The sequence below is a fragment of the Solitalea agri genome, assembly GCF_023914155.1.
Classification (GTDB): Bacteria; Bacteroidota; Bacteroidia; order Sphingobacteriales; family Sphingobacteriaceae; genus Solitalea; species Solitalea agri.
Genome location: NZ_JAMWYS010000042.1, coordinates 18,010 through 41,561, shown reverse-complemented (window position 1 = coordinate 41,561; position 23,552 = coordinate 18,010). Strand labels below are relative to the sequence as shown.

Sequence of the window (23,552 nt, the reverse complement as noted above, 5' to 3'; positions counted from 1 at the left end):
ATTTAATCATTATTCCAGCTCTAAACATAGATCTTTCAAATCTTCCAGGCTACCATTAAAAACATTAAAGTCAACAGGTTGGCGAATGCCATTCACCTTTCCTATATCTGAATGTTGCCAGAAACTCCATTGTGTACTATCCTCAATTTTAAGTTTCGACTGGTAATAATGAGCGATCCAATACGGATAGTCATCGAAATAGCCTTTTAAATAATCTTCGTAAAATTTATAGCCCGTATAAATAATCGGTTTTTCACCCACTTTCTTCTCAACTGTTTCGAGCCATTCTTTTAAATTTTCACGTAGCTCTTCAGGTGTCAATCTTCCGGTTTCTTCGATATCAATTACCGGAGGAAGATCGCCTGATTCATAGTTAACCGTTTGCAAAAATAAAGCAGCCTGCCACTTTCCTGATTTTCGAGGTTTGAAATAATGATAAGCCCCCCGCATTAAACCAGCTTTTTTTGATTGCTTCCAGTTTCTCTGAAAACAAGGATCGATATTAAACTGGCCTTCGGTGGCCTTAATGAACGCAAAGTTGATTTTTACGCCCTCGTCTTCCATATTCTTCACTTTATCCCAATCGATACGTGATTGGTATTTAGAAACATCTATACCATGCACTTTAAACTTTTTAGGGATTTTTATTCCGTACGAGTGGATATGAACGTAACGGTAATCAGAAAAGTTATCACTAACACTTTCCTTAATTGAAAGGAACGTTTTAACAATAGGTGAATAGAATGTGATAAAGCACATGAGCAGTAAAAAGCCGCTTACTTTCCACCAGAAATAACGAATTGGAATGCCTTGAGGACGCTTTGTTTTTTTTGAGATTGCTTTGGATGTGCTGCTATTACGTTTGGCCATACGGAGATTTCAGCGACAAAGATATACTTCTGAAAAATTTAAACTAACAAGAAATTCAGCAATTGGTTAATTTCCTTCATCGTCCGGCAAGGTTTCTATTCCTGCATCACCGGTTCCCTCAAAATCGTTTTCAACTTTTCAGGCGCTGTTTTATTAAAATCAGAAAGATAGATTTCGTGATGAAGGCCATTTTTGCCAAGCTTTTTGGTTTCCATAAACGTCAACATCTCTTTTAGTGTTTCAGGCTCCTTATTAAATGGCCCCAAATGTAACATCTGAACAGATAACCCCTCTTCCATTTGAAAAAACTCAACATTACTCACAAGCGAAATCCCTTTTTTTTCAAAAACATTTTTCTTAGCCAACTGAATATCTTCCTCTTTTACAAATTCCGGGAGTCGAATCATCATTCTATAATTCCATTCGTTTCTGGGCACTTTAAGCGGAGCTTCCTCCATTGAACCAACATCAAACTTTGCCTCATCAAACCACCATAAACCTTCCAGTTTTGCCACTACAAAATCTTTTTGTTTTACTTTAAAAGCGAATTTTAGAGTATATACCGTAGAATAAAGTGCCTGCAAACAATTAGTAAATTCATGGGCAGATGGGTCCCCTTTTCCTTCAATAGAAATATACCTTGCCGGTTCAATCGTTACCAGCTCCGGCTTGTTTGTAGCTTTATGATAGGTTTTATAAAATTTCGTTAAATCAAGTTTTTCCATGAGTGTATATTTTCCAGGCAAAACAAAGTTCAAAAATGACAACTGTATGTCAGCAGCTAAAAGTATTTCTTTAACCCACTTCTTAAAACGTAGATGAAAATGGCTAGTATGATCACTCGAAAATTTTATTTAACACAAAGTTGCTTTAATTCATTCATTGAACCATTGAAGGTATTAAAATCAACCCGACCAATAATTCCACTAACCTTGCCTTTATCTGAATGTTGCCATATGGTCCATTTTTCTTTGGTAAACAATAGTTTAGGATGATGATAATTAGCGATCCAACAGGGGTAGTCTGAAAACTTATTTTTAATAAAATCCTGATAGAATCTTAAACTAGTATAAATTACCGGCTTCACCCCTACTTCAGCCTCAATCTCATCTATCATACTTTTTAAATTGCGTTGAAACTGAGCAAGCGGCATTTTTCCACGTTCTTCCACATCAATTACTGGAGGAAGGTCTCCTGGCAAATGTTTTACTTTATCCAAAAAGAATTGAGCCTGCTCTTTTCCTGACTTCTTCGGTTTAAAATAATGGTAGGCACCTCTTAATAACCTTGCATTTTTACATTCATCCCAGTTAGTCGAAAACATAGGATCGAGCGCATCAATACCTTCTGTTGCTTTTATGTACACAAAAGAAATAGCTACACCTTCTTCATCAACTGCTTTTAATTTTTGCCAGTTTATTTTTTGCTGATATCGCGAAATATCAATTCCATGAACGGTGTACATGGTAGGAATGTGAATACCAAAAGAACCCGTTTGCCGGTACTGAATCAGCTTAATAATTCGGGGAGTGAGATAAACAATTTTCTTGTTTGAATAAGGATCTGATTTCTTTGGAATTAAGAAAAGTAGAATAAAAAGGCTCCAAAATATACGCATGCGACCTCTTATCCATTGGACATTTAATCGAACTAACATATGGGAATCAGCGCTAGGGCTTGGTTTGGTTGGTTAACACTGATTATTAATTTATACTTACAGAAATTAACTATAGTTTCAATTTAATAGCCCGATATCTAGATTTACTATTTTAATAATAATAACCAAAAGAAAAGGCAACTTCCACAGTTGCCTTCCCCAAAAAATTATAAAATTTTAATTTCTTATTTGCTCATTGCAGCAAAGTGTTTGAAGAATAACGGAATAGTTTCAATCCCTTTGTAATAGTTGAACAAACCGTATTTTTCATTTGGCGAGTGCAATGCATCTGAATCTAAGCCAAAGCCCATTAAAACAGATTTCAAACCTAATTCTTTTTCAAACAAAGCTACAATTGGAATACTTCCACCACCACGAGTAGGGATTGGAGTTTTACCAAAGCTTTCTTCCATGGCTTTGCTTGCGGCTTTAAAAGGAATCGAATCGGTTGGAGTAACAACCGGTTCGCCACCATGGTGTGCTGTAACTTTAACTTTCACATAGCTTGGGGCAATTTTCTCAAAATGAGCTTTGAACAAATCAGAGATCTCATCAGAATTTTGACCTGGAACTAAGCGCATCGAAATTTTAGCGTTCGCTTTTGATGGCAACACGGTTTTAGCACCTTCACCAATATATCCACTCCAAATACCATTCACTTCTAAAGTTGGACGAATTGAAGTACGTTCAATCGTTGAATACCCTTTTTCACCCCAAACCTCATCAATATTCAAATCCTTCTTATAGGCCGCTTCACTAAATGGCTGTTTAGCCATTTCAGCACGCTCAGCATCTGAAAGCTCAATTACTTTATCATAAAAACCAGGAATGGTAATATGATTATTTTCATCATGTAAAGAAGCGATCATTTTTGCCAGAATTGTAGCTGGGTTTGCAACTGCACCACCATAAACTCCTGAGTGTAAATCGCGGTTAGGGCCAACCAATTCTACTTCCATATAAGCTAAGCCACGTAAGCCACACTCAATTGAAGGAACATCGTTAGCGATCATTGAGGTATCTGAAATCAACACCACATCACCTTTTAAACGCTCTTTGTTTGCTTTTACAAAAGTGGCAAGATTGGATGAACCAACTTCTTCCTCACCTTCAATCATAAACTTAACGTTACATGGCAAAGTGTTGGTTTTCATCATCAACTCAAATGCTTTTACATGCATGTACATCTGACCTTTGTCATCACAGGCTCCACGCGCATAAATAGCACCTTCAGGATGTTCTTCAGTAATTTTTACTGTAGGCTCAAACGGTGGGGTGTGCCATAATTCAAGTGGATCTGCAGGTTGCACGTCATAATGGCCATACACTACCACTGTTGGCAATGCTGGGTCAATAATTTTTTCACCGTACACAATTGGATACCCGGCGGTAGGACAAACTTCTACTTTGTCTGCACCGGCATCAATTAAGCGGGCTTTAATATAATCCGCAGTTTTTAATACCGATTCTTTAAACTGAGGATCAGCACTTACTGAAGGGAAGCGTAAAATATCAAACAGTTCGTCGAGGAAACGCTGTTTGTTAGCTTCAATATAGTTCTTGATGGTTTCCATTAAATTAGAATTTGGAGACAAAGGAATAAAGAATAAAAGAAATATAAAACGGATGATTGGTAATTTTTTAAGCACGAAACAAAACTGCATTTTAACACTGAAGATTTGATCATATATAATGCATGCATTGAAATTTAGCTATTAGTATAAATAGCACTCAAAAAATACACTTTAAAGAATTTTTATTAATTTTAAATATTACTTTTTGTGAAATACAAAATTATTACTCAAACTATTGTATTTCAGCTTAAATCATGTAGGTTTGTTACCAGCTAGTTCTATTTATTGATACTGTATGTCAAACAGCTTTTTAAAGCGTTTTTACCAATTAAGCTTTTTTCTGTTCTGCCTATTGGGAGTAGTTAGTTTATTTACATCCTGTTCTACAAAAAAGGCATCCAAGAGCAAAACCGCTCAAACCTATATCAAAAAATATATGGATAAAGAGGCTTTTGAAATTCAAAGGACTGTAAAAGACTGTAAAGTTGAACGCGTGGGCGATTCCATTAAGATTACTTTTGTTAATGAAGTATTCTTTGACTTTGACCAGTACAGTATTAAATCCGATGCAGTACCTACAGTTAATAAGTTAGTTAACATTATTAAAAAATACGCTAAGACCTATAATATTATCCAAGGCCATACCGACGATAGTGGAAATGAGGAATACAACCTATCATTATCATTTAAACGAGCCGATGAGGTTAAGCATTTTTTGGTGAATAATGGTATAAGCGCAGATCGCATTAACGCTTACGGTGTTGGCGATACCCAACCGGTGGCTTCAAATGATACTGAAAACGGTAGGGCAAAAAACAGAAGGGTTTTAATTTGGATTACTTCTGACTACGGCCTTAAAGAAGAAGCTGTAGCAAAAACCCAGTAATAACACTAATTACATCGTACTGAATACTACCTACTGATGAATGTGAGTTCACTTTTCCTGTCCCTTGTTCAATAAGTTTATTTAACTTAGCAGGCTTTAAAATTCGGGAGTTAAATTGAGTTATTTAGATAAGCTAAACCCTATACAGCGAAGTGCGGCTGAATGTACAGAAGGTCCTTTAATGATTATTGCAGGTGCCGGTTCAGGAAAAACCCGTGTTATCACTTTTCGTATTGCCCACCTTATAAACAAAGGTGTTGATCCATTTAATATTCTTGCGTTAACCTTTACAAATAAGGCAGCCCGCGAAATGCGCGAGCGTATCTCGGCTATTGTCGGCCCAGATGCCCGTAATATTTGGATGGGTACCTTCCACTCCATTTTTGCACGTATTTTACGTGTTGAAGCGGATAAACTAGGCTATCCTAGCAACTTTACTATTTATGATACCGATGATAGCAAGAGCTTACTTCGCGCCATCATCAAAGAGCAGCAACTCGACGACAAGCTTTATAATGTAAACTTTGTTTTAAACCGAATTTCATCGGCTAAAAACAACTTGATCTCTGTTGCTGAGTATAAAAAGAACGAAAGCATTCAAGCCGATGACTTTTCTTCGGGCCGTGGTAAAATGGCAGAGCTTTATGAAATCTATGCACAGCGATGCTACAAAGCCGGAGCTATGGATTTTGACGACTTACTCTTCAAAACCAATATTCTTTTAAAACAATATCCGGATGTCCTGAACAAGTATCAGCATAAGTTTAAGTACATTATGGTGGACGAGTATCAGGATACAAACTTCTCGCAATACATAATTGTAAAGAAACTGGCTGCCGTAAACCGCAATATCTGTGTGGTAGGTGATGATGCGCAAAGCATCTATGCGTTCCGCGGAGCCAATATTGAGAATATTTTAAACTTCGAAAAAGATTACCCTGAATTAAACGTATTTAAACTCGAGCAGAATTATCGTTCTACCCAAAATATTGTAAGCGTTGCCAACAGCATTATAAAAAACAATAAGAATCAGCTCGAAAAGAACGTTTTCTCTGAAAATGAAACCGGTGAGCAGATTAAAGTAATCCGTGCATTCAGCGATAATGAAGAGGGAAAAATTGTTGCCGAATCCATTATTCAGGAGCGTACCCTGAAAGGACTCAACTTCCAGGACTTTGCTATTTTATACCGTACCAATGCGCAATCACGTTCATTGGAGGAGGCTTTGCGAAAGCTCAACCTTCCGTATAAAATTTATGGTGGAATGTCTTTTTATCAACGTAAAGAGATCAAAGACCTTATCGCTTATTTCCGATTAACAGTTAACCCTAATGACGAAGAAGCATTAAAAAGGGTTATTAACTATCCGGTCAGGGGCATAGGTAAAACAAGTCTTGATAAAATCATCGTACTTGCAGATGAAAAGAATCTGCCATTATGGGAGATCGTTTCAAATATTCATCTGTATGTAAGCGGACGTGGTGTGGAGAATATCATGAATTTTGCCACGATGATCCGTAGTTTCCAGGCTTTAGCTAAAGGCAAAAATGCCTATGAAGTAGCCGAGCATATTGCCAAACAATCGGGCATAATGCGTGAACTCCATTCCGATAAATCAATTGAAGGTTTAAACCGATACGAAAACATTCAGGAATTACTGAATGGTATAAAAGAGTTTAGTGAGCGGGAGGATATCGAAGACCGCAGCATTAACCAATTTTTAATGGATGTGGCCTTACTAACCGGTGACGAAAAAAAGGAAGAAGAAGACAAAAACACCGTTTCATTGATGACCATCCACTCTTCAAAAGGATTGGAGTTTCCTCATGTTTTCATTGTTGGATTGGAAGAGAACCTCTTCCCTTCGCAAATGTCCCTTAACTCTCGTGCAGATTTAGAAGAAGAGCGTCGATTGTTTTACGTGGCTACCACCCGAGCAGAGAAAAAACTAACGTTGACTTATGCAACCAGTCGCTTTAAGTTCGGAACATTACAAAATTCTGAACCGAGTCGTTTTTTAGATGAAATCGATCCTAAATTCTTAGACCTCGACTTTAACCCTGCTAAGCAACAGAAGGAAGCTAATCCATATATTGATTTTGGAGAAGAACGTAAAGGATTTACCGAGTTTGCAGCTAAACCGAAAATAGCCAGCAAGCCAAAAACCACTCAATTACTGGCTAAAGCGCATGTTCCCACAGAGGGTTTCTCACCAAGTGATACATCTGATTTGCAGGTTGGCATGGAAGTAGAGCATGAACGCTTTGGTTTTGGCAAGGTGATTAATTTAGAGGGAAAAAAACCGGATATAAAAGCAACTATATTCTTTAAGGAGCTTGGACAAAAGCAGCTTTTGCTTAAATTTGCCAAACTGAGGATAGTGTAAAACAACCTTTAACCTATATTTGAATTTCATCTGTTAACCATACAATAATGTCTAAACAAGATCCAACGCCATTCGACTATAACACAACCCGACCACGCTTGTTAATGGCAGAGTATGGGCGAAATGTTCAGAACATGATTAACCACGTTCTTACTTTAGAAGATAAAGAGGAGCGTAATAAATATGCGCAAGCGGTAATTGAACTGATGGGTCAGTTAAACCCGCACTTGCGTGATGTTACCGACTTCAAACATAAACTTTGGGATCACTTGTTCATTATTTCTGATTTTGCTTTAGAAGTTGATTCTCCTTTCCCTGTACCATCAAAAGAATCGATCTACGCAAAACCACATCGTTTAAAATATCCGTCAAATCATATAAAATATAAACACTACGGAAAGACATTAGAGTACATGCTTGATAAAGCACGTAGTTTACCTGATTCTGATCGCAAAAATCAGTTTGTAAACTCATTGGCAGCATTTATGAAAATGTCATACATAGGCTGGAATAAAGACACTGTTAGCGATGAAACAATTATCAATGACCTTAATGAGCTTTCCAATAGCGAGTTAAACAGCCAGGAGGCTGCAATTTCATTGAGTAAATTTGATTTCCGTGCCATTGCCCGTCAAACCAGCAACCGCGATACTCGTGAAGCCCGCGAGAAAATGTCGTCAAGAGGTGATCGCGACCACAAAGATCATCACCGCGATCAAAAAGACTATAAGCGTAGCACCTCTAATTACGGAAAAGATAGAGATAACCGTGGCGACAGGGATAATAACCGAGGTGGTGACAGGGATAATAACCGAGGCGGACGTGACAGAGATAGTCGCGGTGGTTATCAAAAACCATACAACAAACGCCCGGAAAGATAACCCCAGTTCATTTACTTAATTTAAAAACAATTAAAACCGATACACAACAAACTAGATGAGTGCTTTTGAAATTATTGGAGGTAAAAAATTAAAAGGAGAAATTACTCCTCAAGGCGCAAAAAATGAGGCCTTACAAATTGTATCAGCAGTTTTATTAACTGAAGAAAAAATTACCATCTCCAATATTCCTGATATTGTTGACGTAAACAAACTAATCGACCTTTTAAAAGATCTAGGTGTTACTGTTGAGAGATTATCAAAAGACACCTATACTTTTGAAGCAAAAAATATTGATCTTGAATATTTAAACTCAGATAAGTTTAAGAAAAAAGGTGGTGCTTTACGTGGCTCAGTAATGATCGTAGGACCTCTGTTAGCTCGCTTTGGTAAAGCTTATATCCCAAAACCAGGTGGTGACAAAATCGGTCGTCGTCGTTTAGATACCCACTTCCTGGGTTTCGAAAAACTGGGTGCGAAATTCCATTACAATGCGGTAGATAATTTCTTTAGTGTAGATGCAACTGACCTAAAAGGAACTTATATGCTTTTAGACGAAGCTTCAGTAACCGGAACCGCAAATGTGGTGATGGCTGCTGTTTTAGCTAAAGGCACAACCACTATTTACAATGCTGCTTGTGAGCCTTATTTACAGCAGCTTTGTAAAATGCTGAACCGTATGGGAGCTAAAATTTCAGGTATTGGTTCAAACCTGCTGACCATTGAAGGGGTAACGAAACTTGGTGGTACTGAGCACCGCATGTTACCTGATATGATAGAAATTGGCAGTTTCATTGGTTTGGCAGCCATGACAAAATCTGAAATTACCATTAAAAATGTTGCTTACGACGAGCTTGGTGTTATTCCTGAAGTATTCAAACGTTTAGGTATTAAACTTGAACGTAGAGGCGACGACATTTATATTCCATCGCAAGAAAGTTATGAGATCGACACCTTTATTGATGGCTCAATTTTAACAATTGCCGATGCTCCTTGGCCAGGCTTCACTCCTGACCTATTAAGCATTGTTTTAGTAGTTGCAACTCAAGCTAAAGGCAGCGTGTTGATCCATCAAAAAATGTTTGAAAGCCGGTTGTTCTTTGTCGACAAACTAATTGATATGGGCGCACAAATTATTCTTTGCGACCCACACAGAGCGAATGTTATAGGTTTAGGTCGTAGAAATTCGTTGAGAGGTATTTCAATGACATCTCCTGATATTCGTGCCGGAGTTTCATTGCTTATTGCTGCGCTTTCGGCCGAAGGTAAGAGTACTATTTACAATATTGAACAAATTGACCGTGGCTACCAGGATATTGAAGAACGCCTAAGAGCTATTGGTGCTAACATTAAACGAGTTGCCGTAAACGAATAAACGTATTAATGGAGCAACTCTATATATTTATTATAGCTTTTGTAGCTAGTTTTATCGGCTCCTTACAATTGGGGCCGGTAAATCTTACTGTTATACAAACGTCTGTAAATAAAGACTTCCGTGCCGCCTTCTGGGTTTCAATTGGAGGTTGTTTACCAGAAATCCTTTACGCCGCAATTGCTGTTGCCGGAACAAGTTTGATCGACCCTAAAAGCTCATTCTTTTTCTATGCCGGATTTTTCATGGTTCCTCTCCTTTTAGGCCTTGGCATCTTTAAAATCATCAAATACAAAGAGCCTGAAAACACTAAACCTCAGGAATACCCCTCAACCCTATTTGGCGATTTTGCAAAAGGTTTTACCCTTTCGATTGTAAATCCATTGTTGTTGCCATTTTGGAGTACTGTGCTGATTTATAATACCAGTATTAACGTCTTTTCGCTCGATACTAAAACGGACAAATCCTTATTCGTTTTAGGGGCCGCAGTTGGTGCATTAGGGTTATTATTGCTTTTTGCGGGTATTGCTCATTGGAAAAAAGAACGAATTAATAAAATGGTAAACGGCAATATCAACAAAGCCATTGGATGGGTGTTCGTTATTTTGGGTTTAGTACAATTAATTGTGGTTGGACTGAGGTATAAACAGCTGATTTAATACATCCACCTTTATCGCTACTCTATGAAAATTTTAGGCATTCCAGGAAGCTTAAGGACTAATTCATCATCAAACCAGGTACTGGGACTAATTCCTTTACATCTCCCTCCTAGTATTGAATTTATCATTTATGAGAGACTAAAGAATATCCCTGCTTTTGACGACAGTGAAACAATTCCTGAAAGCGTTATACATTTTAAAAATTCGATCATCAAGGCAGATGCGATCTTAATCTGTACCCCAGAGTATGCCTTTGGTATTCCAGGAGCACTAAAAAATGCAATTGATTGGACAGTTTCTTCAGGAGAATTGGTTGGAAAACCGCTTGGTTTGATCACTGCTTCTTCGCAAGGAGAAAAGGGGCATGCAGCATTTCTCGATGTTTTAAGTGCTTTATCCACACAAACACCTCCCGAAGCAACTCTTTTAATATCATTTATTCGTTCGAAACTGAATGAAAAAGGAGAGATTAAAGATCCTGAACTTATGAAAAAGATAACTTCTGTACTAGATTCGCTTATTGCTTGTGTAAATTAACTCAAAACAGAACTAAATAAAAACACATAACTCGCATTTTATCAACAACTTACACACATCTATTTCTACTTTCAACAAATCTGCTAGCTTCGCAACACTAAATTTCTCTCTCATGCTCTATTTTGCTTTCCTTTTCGCAGAAATTGTTGCTGTTTCTGCTTTTCTGTATAACATTATCAGAAATAGTAAAGAATCCGATAATGTTTCCTCCGACGGAACATTAGAATTATAACACTTCGTCTGCAATTTATTTACAGCCCCAACATATTAAAACGCTAATTCATAACTGAAATAAATCAGTTACAATTGATTATTGCTATTTGCGCCCATAAGTGAATTGTTATCTTTGGCCCGGTTTCAAAAATATCAATCAATTTTATGAACGTGAAGAATTTATTAGCCATTCCTTTTGTTGCCCTTGCAATAGGTGCCAATGCCCAGGATAATCTTATTAACAGTTTAAAAACCAATCAGAGCAGCAATAGTAAAAATGCTTTCACTTTTACTACCGTTGTTAACGCCGAAGCTACTTCGGTAAAAGACCAAGGAAGTTCTGGAACTTGCTGGAGCTATTCAACCAACTCATTCCTTGAATCGGAAATGATTCGCTTAGGTAAAAAACCTGTAGACTTAGCCGAAATTTTTACTGCACGTAATGCATATATCGAGAAAGGTGTAAACTATGTTCGTATGCATGGAGCTATTAGTTTAGGCGACGGTGGTGCTTGTCATGACGTAGTGAACATGTATGCTAAATATGGTGCTTTACCACAGGAAGTTTATACCGGCTTAAACTATGGAACTAAAAAGAATAAGTTTTCAGAAATGGCAGGCTTAACTGAAGCTATTTTGCAAGCTGTAGTAAAAAACCCAAATGGTGAACTGACTCCAAACTGGAAAAAAGCATATACTGCCGTAATCGATTCGTACTTAGGTGCTGTTCCTGAAACATTTACATTCGAAGGCAAATCTTATACTCCTCAAACTTTCGCGAAAGAACGTGTAGGTATTAATCCTAAGGATTATGTTGAATTATCATCATTCAATACCAACCCATATTACGAAAAAATGACGTTAATGGTGCCTGATAACTGGTCATTAGATCAGGTTTATAACGTTCAGGTAGATGATATTACCACCATTATTGACAATGCCGTAAAAAAAGGATTTACAGTTGCATGGGCTACTGATGTAAGTGAAAAAGCATTTAGCTGGAAAAATGGCGTTGCTTATGTTCCGGAGAAGAAATTTGAAGAAATGACTGCGGAAGAAAAAGCAACCATGTTTGATGGTCCTAAGTCAGAACTAACCATTACTCAAGAAAACCGTCAACAGGCTTTTGATAACTACGGAACTACCGACGATCATGGTATGCAAATTACCGGTATTGCAAAAGATCAAAACGGTAAAGAATACTATATCGTTAAAAACTCATGGGGCGAAAGCAATGACTATAAAGGTTACTTATACGTAACTAAAAACTTTGTTAAGTATAAAACCACTGCGTTTTTATTGCACAAAGATGGTGTTCCTGCAGATATGAAAAAGAAATTAGGTTTGTAAGCAGATACTGTTACAACTACAGTAAAAACAAATAAAAGCCCGGCTTGTCCGGGCTTTTATTTTTTCAATCATGACCAATGTCATTGGGCGTATGTTTATATTTCACGATTTTTCGCTATCTTTTCAAGACCGAACACTATTTACCATCACTAATATAAACCTTTATGACAAATGCAATTTATATTGCTGCTTCTGAGCCATATAGTGGCAAATCAGTTGTGGCATTAGGCCTGATGAATATGCTGTTAAGTAAAGCAAAAAAGATCGCTTACTTTAAACCGATTGTTGATGATGATCCACAAACAGGCAAAAAAGATAGCACTATTGAAACCATTCTTAAATATTTCGAACTTAAACAAAGCTATAATGATGCCTACGCTTTTACCCGTAGTGAAGTTTTCCACCTGATCAACTTTAATAAAGAGGCTGAAATCATCGATTCAATAATCAGGAAATACAAAATTTTGGAAGAAAACTATGATTTTGTTCTGATTGAAGGTTCTGATTTTTTGGGAGAAGGAACGGCCTTTGAGTTTGATTTAAATGTTTCAATAGCAAAAAACTTAGGCATTCCAGTAATTATTGTCCATTCGGGATTAAACAAAAACACTACTGAAATAGCTGCGGCTTTGCGCACTGCACGCAATAACTTTGATGATAAAGAAGTGCAGGTATTGGCAGTAATTGCTAATAAAGTAAAATCAGCCGACGCATTTGAGCTTTCCACCTTATTAAAAGAAAACATTCCCTCTAAAGTAATACGTGCCGTTGTTCCTGAAATTAAGGAATTAAGCAATCCTACTATGCAGGAAATTCATGAAACCCTACAGGGTAAATTACTTTTCGGGGATAATAAACTTACCAACCAAGTCGACAACGCAATTGTAGGAGCTATGATGCTTCGCAACTTTCTTACCCGCTTAAACGAAAACACTTTGGTGGTAACTCCAGGTGACAGGGCTGATATTATTATTGGAGCACTACAGGCAAATATTTCTAAAAGCTATCCCGCAGTGGCTGGTTTAGTTTTAACAGGAGGTTTATTGCCCGACGAACCTGTTTTAAATTTAATTGAAGGCCTGGACTCAAAAGTACCCATTATCGCCACCGATAGAGGAACCTTTGAAACCACCAACAGAATAGGATCAATACGCTCAAGAGTTTATGCTGATAATACCGCCAAAATAGAACTAGCTGTAAATACTTTTGAAAGATATATTGATACCGAAGAACTCGATCAACGAATAGTAACCTTTGAAGCGGAAGGTATTACGCCGAGGATGTTTCAATATCAGCTCGTTAAACGGGCCAAAACAGTAAGAAAACACATTGTACTTCCTGAAGGTAATGACGATCGTATTTTAATTGCTGCCACTCGATTGATTAATCAAGATATTGTTGATTTAACTATCATTGGAGATAAGTCTGAAGTTCAGGTTGCATTTAAACGTTTGGGATTAAGTGTAGACATTAATAAATTCAACATTACCCAACCTGCCGAATCACCTCATTTCCAAGACTTTGTTCAAACATTTTACGAACTACGTAAAGATAAGGGTGTCAATCTCGACATGGCCAAAGACATGATGAATGATGTTTCCTATTTCGGCACCATGATGGTTTATAAAGGCTTAGCTGATGGAATGGTTTCAGGTGCTGTTCATACCACACAGCATACTATCCGACCAGCGTTACAATTTGTAAAAACCAAGCCTGGGGTATCTGTAGTTTCCTCAGTATTTTTCATGTGCTTACCCGACCGGGTTTCAGTTTTCGGAGATTGCGCGGTAAATCCAAATCCAACTGCTGAACAACTGGCGGAAATAGCTATTTCGTCAGCTGAAAGCAGTCAAATGTTTGGCATTGAACCCAAAATTGCCATGCTCTCCTATTCTTCAGGCACATCTGGTCAAGGCGAGGAAGTTGAGAAAGTTAGACAAGCAACTGAAATAGTAAAAGCCAAACGCCCTGATTTGAATATAGAAGGCCCAATCCAATATGATGCGGCAGTTGATCCAACTGTAGGCAGGCAAAAGATGCCAAATTCGAAAGTTGCTGGTCAAGCAAGTGTATTAATATTCCCTGATTTAAATACCGGAAATAACACTTATAAAGCCGTACAACGCGAAACTGGAGCCCTTGCCATTGGTCCTATGCTTCAGGGCTTAAACAAACCGGTAAATGATTTGAGCCGAGGATGTACAGTGGATGATATTTTTAACACGGTAGTAATTACAGCGATTCAGGCCCAGGTATAACAAGAAGGATTTAATGAGAGAATGTAATCTTCAATTAACAATCAGCAATCAAAAAAATGAAAGTATTTGTTATAAACTCCGGAAGTAGTTCCATAAAATATCAGTTGTTTGAAATGCCTTCTGCAAAAACTATTTGCAGTGGATTGGTTGAGCGTATTGGTTTGGAGGAATCTATTATTACGCATAAGATTTTTACTGATGGTAAAGACGAAGTAATTAAAAAGAACCTCGAGATAAATGATCATGCCGAAGGATTGAGGGAAGTAAACGCTTTACTTACCGATGCCACAATAGGTGTTATAAAGGATACGGACGAAATTGAGGTGGTAGGTCACCGTGTGGTTCATGGCGGCGAACAATTTGCCGTTACTACCGTAATTTCGCATGCAGTTAAAGAGCAGATCAAAAAGCTATTTCCGCTGGCTCCACTACATAACCCAGCCAATTACCTCGGAATCGATGTTGCCGAAAATATCTTCGCAAAAGCAAAACAGGTTGCAGTTTTTGATACAGCTTTCCATCAAACTATGCCCGAAGTAGCCTTTCGTTATGCTATTCCTTCTGATTTTTATTACACACACGGAATACGTGCTTACGGCTTTCATGGAACAAGCCATAAGTATGTTTCTGAACAGGCTGCTGAATATTTAAATAATAAAGCGGCAAAAATCATAACTATCCATCTGGGTAATGGTTGCAGTATAGCTGCTATTGAAAATGGCAAATGTGTAGATACCAGCATGGGACTTGGACCGATGAATGGTTTGATTATGGGAACACGATGCGGAGATATTGATCAATCTGTCATTTTCCACCTTGTAAACCAACTTGGTTATGACCTCGACCAGGTGAACAATGTCCTCAATAAAAAAAGTGGAATGGTTGGACTAACTGGATTCAGCGACATGCGAGATATTACATCCGAATTAGATAAAGGCAACAAAAATGCAAAACTAGCCTATGATTTATATGCTTACCGCATACGCAAATACATTGGCATGTATACAGCAGTGCTTAACGGATTAGATGCGATTGTATTTACTGCCGGTGTGGGTGAAAATGATGCATTAACCAGGAGACTCGCAACTCAGCATCTTGAATATTTAGGTATTTCATTAGATGAAGAAAAAAATAAGCAAAGGCTAAAAGGTATCCATGAAATTAACACAGCCGATTCGAGCGTTAAGATTTTGGTAATTCCTACCAATGAAGAACTGGAGATCGCACGGCAGTGCTATAAACTTTTAAATTAACTATATGTAAAAGGTCCGAAGCTAAAACAACTTCGGACCTTTTGTTTCTTAGATATGTGCAATAATATCTTGCTGTGTAATTATATGGTATGATCCGTTTTCAAGTTTAACAAGTACAGCTCTGTGACCATGGCTAATATGTTTGGTTACTTTCTTGATTGAATCCTCGCCACTCACTTCTGGCAATGCCGGTAACATTACATCTTCTATCAGTTTATTTGCGGTGAGATTATCACCAACCATTAAGCGGAATAAATGGCTTTCATCAAGCACGCCCGCAAACTCACCATCTCTCTTAACCGGAATTTGAGAAATACCATATTTCTTCATCTTCTCAATAGCGTTTGATACAGGTTCGCCTGACCCAATGGTAACCAAAGCCGCCGGATGATCTTTCACCAGATCTTTTGCTGTAATAAACTCCTCCTGTAAAAATCCTCGCTCACGCATCCAATCGTCATTGAACATTTTACCCAGGTAACGAGTTCCATGATCGTGAAATATAACCACTACCACATCATCCTTGGTAAGCTTATCTTTTAATTGTTTTAAACCAGCAATGGCAGATCCTGCAGAGTTACCTACAAAAATGCCTTCCTTCTTAACAATCTCACGGGTCATTACAGCGGCATCCTTATCCGTTACTTTTTCAAATAAATCAATGATATCCATGTCCACATTTTCAGGGAGGAAGTCCTCTCCTATACCTTCGGTGATATATGGATAAATCTCGTTCTTATCAAAAATTCCGGTTTCTTTATACTTCTTAAATACCGAACCATAGGTATCAATCCCCCAAATTTTAATATTCGGGTTCTTTTCTTTCAAAAATTTACCGGTTCCGGAGATCGTCCCCCCGGTTCCTACTCCAACTACCAAATGCGTAATTTTCCCTTCCGTTTGTTCCCAAATCTCTGGGCCAGTTTGTTCATAGTGAGCTTGAGAGTTGGATAAATTATCATATTGATTGGCCTTCCAGGAGTTTGGTGTTTCATTAACCAAGCGAGAAGATACGGAATAGTAAGAACGTGGATCTTCCGGATCAACATTGGTAGGACAAACAATTACTTCAGCACCGAACGCTTTCAATGCATCTACTTTTTCTTTCGACTGCTTATCAGTAGTAGTAAAAATACACTTATAGCCCTTTATTATAGCTGCAATGGCCAAACCCATTCCGGTATTTCCTGAAGTGCCTTCAATAATAGTATAACCCGGCTTTAATTTTCCCTCCCTTTCAGCATCCTCAATCATTTTCAAAGCCATACGATCTTTAATTGAATTGCCGGGATTAAAAGTTTCTACCTTAGCCAAAACCAGAGCCGGAATATCTTCAACCAGTTTATTTAATTTAACCATTGGTGTGTTGCCAATAGTTTCCAGTATATTATTGTAATACTTCATGCATAGTTGTTTAAACCTCTAAATTCATAAAATTGATTCGAGAATCAAATTAAAAGTTTGCATTTATGCCTGTTTCTGCTAAGTTCCCGTTTATTAATCAAGGGGGCATAATTTTAAGATTGATTTTGATATAAAGCTATTTAACTTTATTTTTCATAAGCCTAAGAATAAAACTGCATTAAAGTAAATTGATCTGTAATTTCATTGCGTTCAATAGCGGTTTAAACTATTTATTAACTACATCAGACCATTAAAAAATGCAGCTACACAAGAAACTTTTAGTTGAAATTGCCTGGGAAGTGTGTAATCAAGTGGGAGGAATTTATACAGTTATCCGATCGAAAGCACCGGCCATGGTTGAAATGTGGGGGGATAATTATTGTCTACTTGGCCCCATGTTTCCTGGAAAAATGCCTGCCGAATTTGAACCTTCTGAAAAATTTGACGATGCCTTTGGTCGTGCGGTACTTAAAATGCAAAAAGCGGGCTTCGAAATTCATTATGGAACATGGTTAGTATCAGGTAAGCCCAAAGTTATTTTAATTAACTTTTCATCTGTATACAAGCGCTTACATGAAGTAAAATATTTCTTGTGGGAAGATCATAAAATTGATACCGCTAATTATGATGAACTTGTTGACCAGACATTGGCATTTGGCGAAACTGTAATTCATTTCCTTGATTTTTTATCTCAACCTGGAACTACTACCAAGAAAGTTCATGCTCATTTTCATGAATGGATGGTTGCCTCTCCTCTCCCGCAGATCAAAAAGAAAAAACTACCCATTAAAACGGTTTTTACAACGCACGCAACACAGTTAGGACGTTATCTGGCAACTACAACTCCTCGATTCTATGATATTTTACCTAGCATTAACTGGCATAAAGAAGCGGTTCGTTTCAACTGTTTGTCAAAGGTTCAACTCGAACGGGAGGGTGCTCATTCGGCCGATGTATTTACTACTGTGAGTGAAATTACCGGTTACGAATGTGAGGTGTTAGTTGGCAGAAAGCCTGATGTTATTACGCCTAATGGAATAAACATTGAACGTTTTGTTGCTTTACACGAATTTCAAAATCTACACCTGGAATACAAGCAAAAGATCAATCAGTTTGTAATGGGCCATTTCTTCCATAATTACTCATTCGATCTTGACAATACACTGTATTTCTTTACTTCTGGCCGGTTTGAATACGTAAATAAAGGCTTTGATTTAACCATTGATGCTGTTGATCGGTTGAATAAAAAAATGCAAAAAGCAGGGATGGACGTTACTGTGGTTATATTTATTATCACTAAGCAAAACTTTCATTCCATCAACTCCAAAGTATTGCATTCAAGAGCGCTGATGGAAGAAGTGAGGGATACATGTACGGCTATTCGTAAACAAATTGGCGACAAACTCTTCCTGGCATCAGCTTATAATCCTGAACAAAAAATGCCTTCACTAAATGATTTTGTTGACGACTATTGGAAACTAAGGCTCAGAAGGACATTGCAAACCTGGAAAAATGATGAACTGCCCTACATAGTGACACATGACCTGGTTGATAACACCAATGACCAAATAGTTAATCATTTAAGAAGAATAAAGCTTGTAAACGATCAAAAAGATAAAGTGAAGATCGTTTATCATCCAGATTTTATTTCACCTTCCAATCCACTATTTGGTTTAGAATATCACCAATTTCTACGCGGGTGTCATTTAGGTATATTTCCAAGCTATTACGAGCCATGGGGCTATACTCCGCTTGAATGTATTGCCAGTGGCATTCCTACAGTAACCTGTGATTTGTCGGGCTTTGGAGATTATGTTTTAAGCCACCTTCCAAACGAAGAATCTCATGGTATCTATATTGTAAGAAGAAGGCATAATGATTATAACAAGGCAGCTGAGTCACTAGCTAATATGTTATTCTCTTTTGTTCAATTAAATCGTCGTGAACGAATATCGCAGCGAAATATGGTAGAAAGCTCTTCTGAAAACTTCGATTGGAAATATCTTGTTAAATACTATCGAGATGCATACTTGTTGCTGATGCAAGAAGAGGAAATCTCTGGATAATTAAGCAACGTAATAAAAAATACTATAACAAAAAAGATCCGGTTTTCACCGGATCTTTTTTAGTTAATATTTTATAGAAAACTATTTACTAGCTGATAAATCTGTACGCAAACGAGTTACTTTAAACTCTGTACGACGATTTAAAGCATGTTCAGCCTCTGAACAATCACTATTACCGTCACACATTACCAGTGGTTTAGTTTTACCATAACCCTTAGCTACAATACGAGCAGCAGCAACTCCTTTTGATACTACAAAATCAACTACAGTTTGAGCACGTTTTTGTGACAATGCCAGATTAGCCGCAGCATCTCCTCTTGAATCAGTATGTGAACCCAACTCAATAATGATTTCAGGGTTTTCTTTCATTACAGCTACCAGGTTATCCAAATCAGTTTGAGACTCTGGAGTTACTGATGCTTTATTGAAATCGTAATAAATGTTATTTAAACGAATTGAACGGTCTAATACAATTGGATCAAATTTCAAATCTGATTGTAACATGTCAGGACGAAGTTTATCACCGGTATTGAAGATCTGTTTTGAAGCAAAATAGTTATTTTTCTTCATCACGATCTCGTACTGACGATTAGGTTTTAACGGAACTTCGTAATCACCTTTTTCGTTTGATTTATACGTATTAGCAATTTTAGTAGCCTGATCAGTTACAGTAATAGTAACATTTGAAATTGGCAAACCAGTTTCGTTGTTAATAGTACGACCTTTGTAGTAGTACTCTTTTTGGAACTGAGGCATAACACAAGAGAACTGATAAATATCATCAGCACCTTTTGAATCAAAACGATCAGAAGAGAAGAAACCTTCTAATTTGATTTTATCCGCATTTTCAGGTACACCTGAGATTTTAGTTACAATTAAGCTGAAATCATCTTGTGGTGAGTTGATCGGATAATCCAAACGAATAACGTTTTTCCACTCTTCTTTCTCACGAGTTGCACGGTAAATATCTAAACCACCCATACCAATACGACCATTTGATGAGAAGAACATAACGTTATCGTTCATCAAGGTTGGGAAACGCTCGTCACCTTTAGTATTGATACCAGGACCTGCATTTTTAAACGGACCCCACTCGCCATCAGCACCCATATCACAATAATAAATATCAGTACCTCCGTAACCACCTTGCATATCAGAAACAAAGTATAAACGGTTACCATCAGTAGTTACAGCCGGATCTCCAACTGAATATTTCAGAATTGAGTTATGTTTAAACGGACGAGCATCTTTCCATGCCTCAGACATGAAGATCTCTAAACGAAGAACAGGTTTAGTACCGGTTTCTGGAGTGTTTACAAAACGTGTACGAGTAAAGAACACCGTATTTTGACGCTCATTGAACGCTGCACCAGCAGTATGGTACTCACCATTAAAGAAGTCAGAGAATAAGGTTGGGGTACCCCATGAATTCTTTTCAGGATCGCTCTCTACGTAGAAAATTTTTAAGAATGGACGTCCAGTCCAGCCGTACAATTTTTTAGAATTCTTATCAATTGTTTTTTGCTCCCAAGGACGATCAGAACTGAATACGAAACCATTACGATATTTCACCAAACCCCAATCAGAATAAGGAGTACTTAAAATATCTAATGATTTAACTGTAGCCTGGGTTTGAGGATTGTTCATTTGATTCAACGCGCTGTCACAAGAAGCTTGTAAAAACTGTGATTCAAATAATTTACCACTCGAGTAACGGCCAAATAAGTAAAACGCCTGTTTAGCATCCGTATACTTACCATTTCTCATTAAAGCCTCACCATAGGTAAGATAATTGTCCGGATTTTTATTATCCGCAGCTATAAGTTTGGCAGCCCAGGCTTCCCATTCTTTATAGCGATTCATTCGCTTATTACACTCAACAATTTTTTGGAGGATTGGAACTGTTTTGGTTTGTTCAAAAGCTTTTTTGTAAAGCTCCAAAGCTGTAGAATAGCTTAATTGTTCAAACTCTTGATCAGCCTTATCCACCTGAGCGTAGGTTAACTCTGCACTGCAGATTAAACCCACTAATGTTAACATTCCTAAAAGACGTTTCATATGACCCTAAGTTTATTTGGTTGCCAAAATATGTATATAATTCTTTTTTACAAATAAATTATGTAGATAAAAATTATATAATCTAACTGAAAGTAATTTAAAATTATTGGTTATCAATATATTAATCAAAGTAATCAACACTTTTTTGTTAATAACATGTTAACAAATAATACTTTCAATGTTTTTAGAAGTATCGAGGTGAAGCCATTGCACCTTTCATACGTTTTAATTTCTTAATACGTTTTTCTTCTTCCTTTTCTGCTTTGCGTCGTTCCTCACGTTCGAATGGAGTTTCATTCGCTTTCATCTGTTCTTCTTTCTCTTTCTCCAAACGTTCTTTTTCTTTCTCCTGCTCACGCTCGCGTTTCTCAGCTAATTTGCGCTCTTTCTCAGCATCAGCAGCCTTACGTTCGGCTTCACGTTTCTCTTCAGCTTCGCGTTTTTTCTGATCGGCAATTGCACGCTCTTCCTCTTTAGCTTTATCTTGGGCTTCTTTCTCACGTTTCTTCGCTTCTTCGGCCTCGTTCCTAGCTCTGGTTTTAGCTTCTTCTTTTTCACGTTCAGCATCAGCTGCTTTTTGATCTGCAGCCTTTTTAGCTTCCAGTTCACGTTGCTTCGCTTCGTCTGCCTCAGCTTTAAGTTTTGCTTTTGCATCCTCACTAGCTTTAATGGCATCCATTTCTTTCATTCTTTCCGCTTCTTTAGCTTCAGCATCACGTTTCTTCTGAGCCTCAGCATCAGCCTTAATCTTCGCTTTCGCCTCATCGCTAGCTTTAACAGCTTCCATTTCTTTGAGTCTTTGAGCTTCTTTAGCCTCTGCCTCCAGTTTTTTCTTCGCTTCAGCATCAGCTTGAGCTTTTGCTTTCGCTTCGTCTTTAGCTTTTTGTACTTCAGCAGCTTTTAATGCCTCCGCTTGTTTAGCTTCATCCTCACGTTTTTTCTTCTCTTCCGCTGCAGCCTTAGCTTTAGCTTCGTTTTCAGCTTTCTCACGTAAACTATTATCAACAGGTTTTGGCTCCTCTTTCTTAGGCTCTGGTTTAGGTTTTTCCGGAGCAGGAACTTTAGGTTGTTCTTTTACAGGCTCTTTTGGTTTTTCTTTTTGCTTCGCTTCACGTTCCGCTTTATCAGCTCGTTCTGTTACACCTCTAACATTGCCTGCACTTGGAGACCTTGGAGGGAATAACTCCTGTACATCCAAACTATAACTCAACGAAAGCTCATGAGAACTTGCATTCAGATCCTTAACCGCACTTAGTGACATATCATAGGCATATCCCAATCTGAACTTTTCACCAAGAAACAATTCTGTCATTAATATGGCAGCATTCGTATTGTAAACCGGTTGATTAGGGAGTTTGTTAATAAACTTGAAACTATTTCTAAAAGCACCACCTACCCAAACTTTATCATACAATAAGAAAAATGTATTTATATCAAGAGTTGAATATCCCTTGATGTCTTGTTTTAGCAAAAAAGAAGGTTTCATCACCACATTATCGCTCAATGGCACAGCTGCCCCTGCTGTTAAGTAAACCTGCGTTGATTTTTTCGGAGCAAGCGTACTTGCATCAGGTTCGTATTTTATATATGGTGATAATAAGTTATTGGCAGAAAGGCCAGCATAAAACCGAGCGGAGTTAAAAAATAAACCAAATTTTAATTCCGGACGGATAGTACTTGAATTATTGCCTGAAAACAAATCATCACTTGGGTCGTCTACAACGCTGTTAGATCCATTGAAAGCAAAACGATAAAATCCAACTCCTAAACCAAATGCCAAACGAGATTCTTCATCATCAAGTTGCAATCTGTAAGAATAAATACCGTAAGCAGAAAGTTCATCTGTACTTCCAATCTTATCACTTGCCACTTGAAATCCCAAACCCATCATATTATCATACATTGGAGCGTCCAATGATAAAGTCATGGTACGTGGAGCACCTTGAAAGCCAGTCCATTGAGTACGATAGAATGTATTAATATTTAGGTTTTGCTTATAACCGGCATATGCAGGATTAATGTATAATCCGTTGAACATATACTGGCTAAATTGTGCATCTTGCTGAGCCTTTACAGGTAAAACAAACAATAAACACAATGAAATCAGCAGTTGTAATTTTTTAATCATAAT

At 37.6% G+C, this 23,552-nt stretch carries 17 protein-coding genes; 10 read left to right on the top strand and 7 right to left on the bottom strand.

Annotated elements, in window-relative coordinates:
- Nucleotides 1-9: 9 nt before the first annotated feature.
- The 4 genes from NF867_RS12875 to NF867_RS12860 all read right to left on the bottom strand — a co-directional run bounded on the left by NF867_RS12875 (nt 10) and on the right by NF867_RS12860 (nt 4,101).
- Nucleotides 10-870 carry a glycoside hydrolase family 25 protein gene (locus NF867_RS12875; protein WP_252588410.1) on the bottom strand — a complete coding sequence of 287 codons (861 nt, stop codon included), beginning with the start codon at nt 868-870 and terminating at the stop codon, nt 10-12.
- A 95-nt stretch (nt 871-965) separates the two neighbouring features.
- Nucleotides 966-1,595 carry a GyrI-like domain-containing protein gene (locus NF867_RS12870; protein ID WP_252588409.1) on the bottom strand — a complete coding sequence of 210 codons (630 nt, stop codon included), beginning with the start codon at nt 1,593-1,595 and terminating at the stop codon, nt 966-968.
- Nucleotides 1,596-1,720: 125 nt separating this feature from the next.
- Nucleotides 1,721-2,527, bottom strand: a complete 807-nt coding sequence (locus NF867_RS12865) for a glycoside hydrolase family 25 protein (protein WP_252588408.1) — start codon at nt 2,525-2,527, stop codon at nt 1,721-1,723.
- A gap of 185 nt (nt 2,528-2,712) precedes the next feature.
- The gene (locus tag NF867_RS12860) at nt 2,713-4,101 is read right to left on the bottom strand and encodes a dipeptidase (protein ID WP_252588407.1); all 1,389 of its coding nucleotides are present in this window, start codon (nt 4,099-4,101) and stop codon (nt 2,713-2,715) included.
- Between the two features lie 295 nt (nt 4,102-4,396).
- Here NF867_RS12860 and NF867_RS12855 point away from each other — a divergent pair, with 295 nt between their 5' ends.
- The 9 genes from NF867_RS12855 to NF867_RS12815 all read left to right on the top strand — a co-directional run bounded on the left by NF867_RS12855 (nt 4,397) and on the right by NF867_RS12815 (nt 15,893).
- Nucleotides 4,397-4,987 carry an OmpA family protein gene (locus tag NF867_RS12855; RefSeq protein ID WP_252588406.1) on the top strand — a complete coding sequence of 197 codons (591 nt, stop codon included), beginning with the start codon at nt 4,397-4,399 and terminating at the stop codon, nt 4,985-4,987.
- Nucleotides 4,988-5,102: 115 nt separating this feature from the next.
- Nucleotides 5,103-7,373 (top strand): ATP-dependent helicase, encoded by a 2,271-nt coding sequence (locus NF867_RS12850; RefSeq protein ID WP_252588405.1) that lies wholly within the window; start codon nt 5,103-5,105, stop codon nt 7,371-7,373.
- A gap of 47 nt (nt 7,374-7,420) precedes the next feature.
- Nucleotides 7,421-8,254 carry a DUF4290 domain-containing protein gene (locus tag NF867_RS12845; RefSeq protein ID WP_252588404.1) on the top strand — a complete coding sequence of 278 codons (834 nt, stop codon included), beginning with the start codon at nt 7,421-7,423 and terminating at the stop codon, nt 8,252-8,254.
- 55 nt (nt 8,255-8,309) lie between these two features.
- Nucleotides 8,310-9,626 (top strand): UDP-N-acetylglucosamine 1-carboxyvinyltransferase, encoded by a 1,317-nt coding sequence (gene murA / locus NF867_RS12840; protein WP_252588403.1) that lies wholly within the window; start codon nt 8,310-8,312, stop codon nt 9,624-9,626.
- An 8-nt stretch (nt 9,627-9,634) separates the two neighbouring features.
- The gene (locus NF867_RS12835; RefSeq protein ID WP_252588402.1) at nt 9,635-10,282 is read left to right on the top strand and encodes a LysE family translocator; all 648 of its coding nucleotides are present in this window, start codon (nt 9,635-9,637) and stop codon (nt 10,280-10,282) included.
- A 24-nt stretch (nt 10,283-10,306) separates the two neighbouring features.
- Nucleotides 10,307-10,819 carry an NADPH-dependent FMN reductase gene (locus tag NF867_RS12830; RefSeq protein WP_252588401.1) on the top strand — a complete coding sequence of 171 codons (513 nt, stop codon included), beginning with the start codon at nt 10,307-10,309 and terminating at the stop codon, nt 10,817-10,819.
- A 378-nt stretch (nt 10,820-11,197) separates the two neighbouring features.
- On the top strand, nt 11,198-12,382 hold the full coding sequence (locus tag NF867_RS12825) for a C1 family peptidase (protein ID WP_252588400.1): 1,185 nt from the start codon (nt 11,198-11,200) through the stop codon (nt 12,380-12,382).
- Between the two features lie 164 nt (nt 12,383-12,546).
- Nucleotides 12,547-14,640, top strand: a complete 2,094-nt coding sequence (pta, locus tag NF867_RS12820; protein ID WP_252588399.1) for a phosphate acetyltransferase — start codon at nt 12,547-12,549, stop codon at nt 14,638-14,640.
- A gap of 56 nt (nt 14,641-14,696) precedes the next feature.
- A complete protein-coding gene (locus tag NF867_RS12815; protein WP_252588398.1) occupies nt 14,697-15,893 on the top strand; it encodes an acetate/propionate family kinase in 1,197 nt (398 codons plus the stop codon).
- 48 nt (nt 15,894-15,941) lie between these two features.
- Here the strand turns inward: NF867_RS12815 and NF867_RS12810 are convergent, their stop codons facing one another.
- The gene (locus tag NF867_RS12810) at nt 15,942-17,297 is read right to left on the bottom strand and encodes a pyridoxal-phosphate dependent enzyme (protein ID WP_252588397.1); all 1,356 of its coding nucleotides are present in this window, start codon (nt 17,295-17,297) and stop codon (nt 15,942-15,944) included.
- Nucleotides 17,298-17,554: 257 nt separating this feature from the next.
- On the opposite strand from NF867_RS12810, the gene NF867_RS12805 reads away from it, so the two are divergent.
- Nucleotides 17,555-19,363, top strand: a complete 1,809-nt coding sequence (locus tag NF867_RS12805) for a glycosyltransferase (RefSeq protein ID WP_252588396.1) — start codon at nt 17,555-17,557, stop codon at nt 19,361-19,363.
- A gap of 81 nt (nt 19,364-19,444) precedes the next feature.
- On the opposite strand, the gene NF867_RS12800 is transcribed toward NF867_RS12805, so the two are convergent.
- Together NF867_RS12800 and NF867_RS12795 are read right to left on the bottom strand one after the other, a co-directional pair.
- Nucleotides 19,445-21,421, bottom strand: coding sequence for an OmpA family protein (locus tag NF867_RS12800; protein WP_252588395.1), 1,977 nt, complete (start codon nt 21,419-21,421; stop codon nt 19,445-19,447).
- Between the two features lie 184 nt (nt 21,422-21,605).
- Nucleotides 21,606-23,549, bottom strand: coding sequence for a PorP/SprF family type IX secretion system membrane protein (locus NF867_RS12795; protein WP_252588394.1), 1,944 nt, complete (start codon nt 23,547-23,549; stop codon nt 21,606-21,608).
- Nucleotides 23,550-23,552: the final 3 nt, after the last annotated feature.

Excerpts from the sequence above, each read along its gene's own strand:
- NF867_RS12875 (WP_252588410.1), bottom strand. The coding sequence starts at position 870 with ATGGCCAAACGTAATAGCAGCACATCCAAAGCAATCTCAAAAAAAACA.
- NF867_RS12870 (WP_252588409.1), bottom strand. The coding sequence starts at position 1,595 with ATGGAAAAACTTGATTTAACGAAATTTTATAAAACCTATCATAAAGCT.
- NF867_RS12865 (WP_252588408.1), bottom strand. The coding sequence starts at position 2,527 with ATGTTAGTTCGATTAAATGTCCAATGGATAAGAGGTCGCATGCGTATA.
- NF867_RS12860 (WP_252588407.1), bottom strand. The coding sequence starts at position 4,101 with ATGGAAACCATCAAGAACTATATTGAAGCTAACAAACAGCGTTTCCTC.
- NF867_RS12855 (WP_252588406.1), top strand. The coding sequence starts at position 4,397 with ATGTCAAACAGCTTTTTAAAGCGTTTTTACCAATTAAGCTTTTTTCTG.
- NF867_RS12845 (WP_252588404.1), top strand. The coding sequence starts at position 7,421 with ATGTCTAAACAAGATCCAACGCCATTCGACTATAACACAACCCGACCA.
- murA (WP_252588403.1), top strand. The coding sequence starts at position 8,310 with ATGAGTGCTTTTGAAATTATTGGAGGTAAAAAATTAAAAGGAGAAATT.
- NF867_RS12835 (WP_252588402.1), top strand. The coding sequence starts at position 9,635 with ATGGAGCAACTCTATATATTTATTATAGCTTTTGTAGCTAGTTTTATC.
- NF867_RS12830 (WP_252588401.1), top strand. The coding sequence starts at position 10,307 with ATGAAAATTTTAGGCATTCCAGGAAGCTTAAGGACTAATTCATCATCA.
- NF867_RS12825 (WP_252588400.1), top strand. The coding sequence starts at position 11,198 with ATGAACGTGAAGAATTTATTAGCCATTCCTTTTGTTGCCCTTGCAATA.
- pta (WP_252588399.1), top strand. The coding sequence starts at position 12,547 with ATGACAAATGCAATTTATATTGCTGCTTCTGAGCCATATAGTGGCAAA.
- NF867_RS12815 (WP_252588398.1), top strand. The coding sequence starts at position 14,697 with ATGAAAGTATTTGTTATAAACTCCGGAAGTAGTTCCATAAAATATCAG.
- NF867_RS12810 (WP_252588397.1), bottom strand. The coding sequence starts at position 17,297 with ATGAAGTATTACAATAATATACTGGAAACTATTGGCAACACACCAATG.
- NF867_RS12805 (WP_252588396.1), top strand. The coding sequence starts at position 17,555 with ATGCAGCTACACAAGAAACTTTTAGTTGAAATTGCCTGGGAAGTGTGT.
- NF867_RS12800 (WP_252588395.1), bottom strand. The coding sequence starts at position 21,421 with ATGAAACGTCTTTTAGGAATGTTAACATTAGTGGGTTTAATCTGCAGT.
- NF867_RS12795 (WP_252588394.1), bottom strand. The coding sequence starts at position 23,549 with ATGATTAAAAAATTACAACTGCTGATTTCATTGTGTTTATTGTTTGTT.